The sequence below is a fragment of the Protofrankia symbiont of Coriaria myrtifolia genome (assembly GCF_900634755.1).
Taxonomy (GTDB): domain Bacteria; phylum Actinomycetota; class Actinomycetes; order Frankiales; family Frankiaceae; genus Protofrankia; species Protofrankia coriariae.
Genome location: NZ_CAAAFS010000254.1, coordinates 5,543 through 9,557 on the forward strand (window position 1 = coordinate 5,543; position 4,015 = coordinate 9,557).

The 4,015-nt window shown below is 67.7% G+C and carries 4 protein-coding genes; 2 read left to right on the forward strand and 2 right to left on the reverse strand.

Annotated elements, in window-relative coordinates; all coding sequences use genetic code 11:
• Positions 1 to 180: 180 nt before the first annotated feature.
• Entirely contained in the window at positions 181 to 312 is a 132-nt protein-coding gene (locus CM1CMNOD_RS23695) for a hypothetical protein (protein ID WP_258165201.1), read from the reverse strand.
• A gap of 222 nt (positions 313 to 534) precedes the next feature.
• Complete coding sequence (locus CM1CMNOD_RS24480; RefSeq protein WP_013874331.1) at positions 535 to 1,257, reverse strand: SAV_6107 family HEPN domain-containing protein; 723 nt, start codon at positions 1,255 to 1,257, stop codon at positions 535 to 537.
• A 900-nt stretch (positions 1,258 to 2,157) separates the two neighbouring features.
• On the opposite strand from CM1CMNOD_RS24480, the gene CM1CMNOD_RS14410 reads away from it, so the two are divergent.
• Both CM1CMNOD_RS14410 and CM1CMNOD_RS14415 read left to right on the forward strand, forming a co-directional pair.
• On the forward strand, positions 2,158 to 2,805 hold the full coding sequence (locus CM1CMNOD_RS14410; protein WP_013874332.1) for a GNAT family N-acetyltransferase: 648 nt from the start codon (positions 2,158 to 2,160) through the stop codon (positions 2,803 to 2,805).
• A 773-nt stretch (positions 2,806 to 3,578) separates the two neighbouring features.
• Positions 3,579 to 3,827, forward strand: a complete 249-nt coding sequence (locus tag CM1CMNOD_RS14415) for a hypothetical protein (RefSeq protein ID WP_013874333.1) — start codon at positions 3,579 to 3,581, stop codon at positions 3,825 to 3,827.
• Positions 3,828 to 4,015: the final 188 nt, after the last annotated feature.

The following is a 4,015-nucleotide window of genomic DNA, read 5'->3' on the forward strand; positions in this document are numbered from 1 at the left end:
TGATCAGCGCTGAGGTGACGGCGCCGGGCGGCCAGCGTTAGGTGGCCAGGTTGGGGTAACCAGCGCCAGGGTGGCCACGACCGCCTCGGGTGCATCGTTCTTCACGCATCACGCACCGGAACGTCTCTCTACGCGCATCTTTTGCACTCTCTCGCGCATCTCGCACGCCGGTAGCCGGTCTCACGCCGGCAGCCGGAAACCGATGGCGATGCCGGCCACGAGACCCCCCAGGGACAGGCCGACCAGTTGCAGCAGCCAGCTCGGCGGCCGCCGCCGGTCTCGCCGCGTGACTTCGCGGATCCCCACAGGCATGTCCGATGGCACCACCCCGTCGACAGCCCGGAGACCATGACCTCCGACGGAACGGAAAACCCATGCTTTTTCTGCCTTCGACCCCCTGGTCAACCCTTCGGGCATCGATCGCGTGGCATCCCCAGCAATGACTGAATTCATCCGAATGACCTACCGTCGTAATCAAGACGCTCACCAATGGTCACCGATAGTGAACGCCTGATCTACGATACGCAAAACGATCTACATGGATCTCGCAACAGCCGACGGGCAGAAGCCTCTGTTCGTGCACAGGACGACATCCGGGATCCCCCGGCAAACAGGACCAGCATCTCCCGACAACGAGAGGTACCTCTTCCAGCGGCCAGGATCAGCCCGTTCAGGGGCCACGAGGGTGAACCCGCGCCCTGACCACACCCGGCGTGCGCACAGCTCCGCATCCTGGCCTTTCCACCCCGTTCGCACCCCGGCCTTCTCCGGTGAGCAGGTCACGCCGACAGGCGGGACGCAACTGACGACCGCGGCCGTCAGCGCCGGCTGGGACGGTAGGCCCAGCGTTGTTTCCACCACCGCGAGGAACGTCTCCGCCTGCCGAAGCAGGTCGTCGGCATCCCGGACACCGACCACGGACAGGCCTGCCTCGGCGGCCGTCCTCTTGGCCGCGCCAGCCGCGAAGAACTGTGCCCACTCCGCCAGTTCGGGCGCCACTCGTGCCAGCAACTGCCAGACGCTGACGGGCCGGCCGCGGTGACCGTGCCGGGGGCGGGCCCGTTCCACGAGAACAGCGGCGGCGGCCCGCAGCGCCGCCAGGTGCGCCAGGGCGTACCGCTGCCCGGGGGTTCGGGCGAAGCTCGCTTCGTCAAGGCCGTGATGCGCGGCCATGAGCAGCTCGTCACGGGAACGACGAGGCAGCCCCGCAAGGGGGACCGGGATTCGAGGCTGTCGATCTACGGCCTGCCGACTCATGACCGCTCCCTCCGATACGACGACATCACTACATGGCTCAACCGCATGACGATCTTTCACATGGCCATCTTTCGCATGACGATCTACTCCAGTAAGTCGAACATATGTTCGACTTACTGGAGTAGTAAACCTCACCCGTCTTGAACCGTCAACGTCGTCGAGGGGTACGGCTGCGTGGCATCGTGGCCGCTACCGTGTGGCCGCCGGGTTGCCCGCTGGCGGGCCGAGCCGCTGACGTCGTCGAAAGCCACGGCCGAAGCAAGCCCCCCCCCCGGAGTTGGTGGCCCGGGCACCAACTCCGGGGGCGACGCCCAGAACTCCGCGTGGGCGTTGTCGTCGGGCGCCTGGGCGGGCCGCGACCGGACAAAGCCGGTTGACCGGGCAGCTGGCGGCATCGACAGCCGTTCATCGACGCCGCCAGCTCCGGGTCGGCGCCTGCCGCCCGCCCGGCCAGGGATCACCCATCCGGCAGGCGGCAGGCGGCAGGCGGCAGGCGGCAGGCGGCAGGCGGCAGGCGGCAGGCGGCAGGCGGCAGGCGAGATGATCGAGGCAGCGGCAAGCTGTGCCGTGATGGTCCCGCCCGGCCCGGATGCGTGCTCGCAACGGCGAGGACCGGGGCGGAGCTCAGGCCACATGGGGCTCAGACGCCGAAAACACCCCGAGCCACCAGGAACATGCGGCATTCGGCACGGTGCGGCCGCACCGCACAAGGTTCGCCTACAGGTCTTCGTCCGGACCGAGCCGGGCGCAACGCCCCGAGTACCCGTTATCGTCAGTGACCTTAGATGGTATAGGGGACTGACCCGGCCCAGGCGTGGCCGGTAATCGACGCGGGTAGACAGGCCCCCCGGGCAGGCAGCCTGCCCGAGGCAGGAACGGAAGCGCGAGGAGGCAGGCTTGGTGGAGAACATCAGGCTGGTCCGCTGGACACCCGCGCGGATGCGTGCCCGGCTGACCGATGTCATCGCCGTCTACAAGGCCGCCTTTCTGGACTTCCACGAGCCCGACCCGGCGCGGGCGGCGATCGAACGGACCATGCACGCCCGCCGGCACGCCGACCGCCGGGATCTGCGAGCGGTCGCGGCTCTTCTCTCCGATGAGCGCCTGGTCGGCTTCACCTACGCCCTGCCGGGGCTGAAGGGGCAGTGGTGGCACGACGTCGTCAGTGACGCGCTGGGGCCCGAGGACGCCGTGACCTGGCTCGGCGACTGTCTGGAGATCGTCGAGTTCCACGTCCTGCCGGAGTTCCAGGGCAGGGGGGTGGGACGTAGTCTGCTGCGGGAACTGCTGCGGGAGGCACCGGAACAGACAGCCGCGCTGTCCGCCCTGGAACTGCCCGACAGCAGGGCCCGACGGCTGTATGCCAGCGAGGGTTTTGTTCCGTTACTGTCGAATTTTCAGTTTCCGGGGAGCTGGATCGAATACGCGGTGCTGGGTAAGCGCCTCACGCCGACCGACCCGGCCCGGGAGCAGCCTCCGCCCCCTTCGGCCGAGCAGCGGCCCGCCCACGACTCCGGCGGCGACCACCGGCAGGCCCGCGCCATCTGAAACTCCCCGATGACGTTCGTCCCGTCATGCACCCTGCCACGCCTCACCTGCCATGCCCGCAACCATGCCGGCGCCCACCACCCAGCCTCCACCAACCATGCCCGCAGGTAGCAATTATTCCTGTACGGATATTCCTGTACGGACAATTTCCATCTCGTGCTTCGATCGGCATCCGGCCAGTCGTAGGTGGAAAGCGCTGTCATCACGACGGAATCCATCTACGGGCACGCAGGCCGTAGGTGACAACCTGTGCGATACCAACGGTTTTCACCTACGGCTTGCGGTCGCGTGGGCGCGGTGGCGCCGATGACGGGATCGATGGATCGCGGCCAGTGACGACCAGTGACGACTGTCGCCAGCCGGGCGGGGACAGCGGACCGCCGCAACGGGCCCACGGGGTGGTGAGACGCCGGGTCGGCCAGGCAGCGGAAGCAGGAGGCAGGGGATGCAGGCGAGGCAGGAGGCAGTGAGTGAACGGTGCACGGACGCTGTGACGTGAATACCGGCGCACGACGCGGGGCAGCGGCGGGGCAGCGCCTCGGGATGATCATCGTCATCTTCGCCTGCGCCGGAGGCCCCGTACGGGCGTTTCGTGGGAATATGACTGCCATGTAGGTCCGACCACGTCTTGCGACAGCTTGCCCGGTCGGCACCGGGGCGGTCATCGGAGCATCATGCCTGCTGCGTATCGTTCCGTCGTCTGATGACGACCGAGACTACCGACAACCGTCAGCCCTTCGAGGGCCGCCAGGGGGCGGCCGCAGGAGACACCGGTGACCAAGCATGCACCACTGGTCGTGGAGACACTCGACGACCTCGACCCGACAGCGGTCTTCAACACTGAACGCGACCAGGTGGTGGTCGCGGTACGTATCACCCCCGTGTTCGGCACGCTGGACCTCAATCTGGTGGCGGCCGTGGTGGACGCGGCGAACCTGGCCGGCTTCGCGCTCGTGCGCGAGCAGCCCTTCCGGGACGAATGGCTGTTGTGCGTCTTCGACGCCTACGAGGACAACGACTGAAGATCACAGCAACGATGGGACGGCTGGAAGAACCCCGTGGGGAAGCGCGATCCCCGCGGCCGGTGGCCCCAGGGATCACCATGGCTGGCAGGCCGGTACGCCCGACGCGTCCGGACAGCCGACAGGTGAGGATGCCAGGCAAGCGGATGGGATCAGGCGAGACGGGGACGGGAACGACAGGTGGGGGT

Bases quoted from the DNA above. Each gene is read 5' to 3' on its own strand.
- CM1CMNOD_RS23695 (WP_258165201.1), bottom strand. From the start codon at position 312: ATGCCTGTGGGGATCCGCGAAGTCACGCGGCGAGACCGGCGGCGGCCG.
- CM1CMNOD_RS24480 (WP_013874331.1), bottom strand. From the start codon at position 1,257: ATGAGTCGGCAGGCCGTAGATCGACAGCCTCGAATCCCGGTCCCCCTT.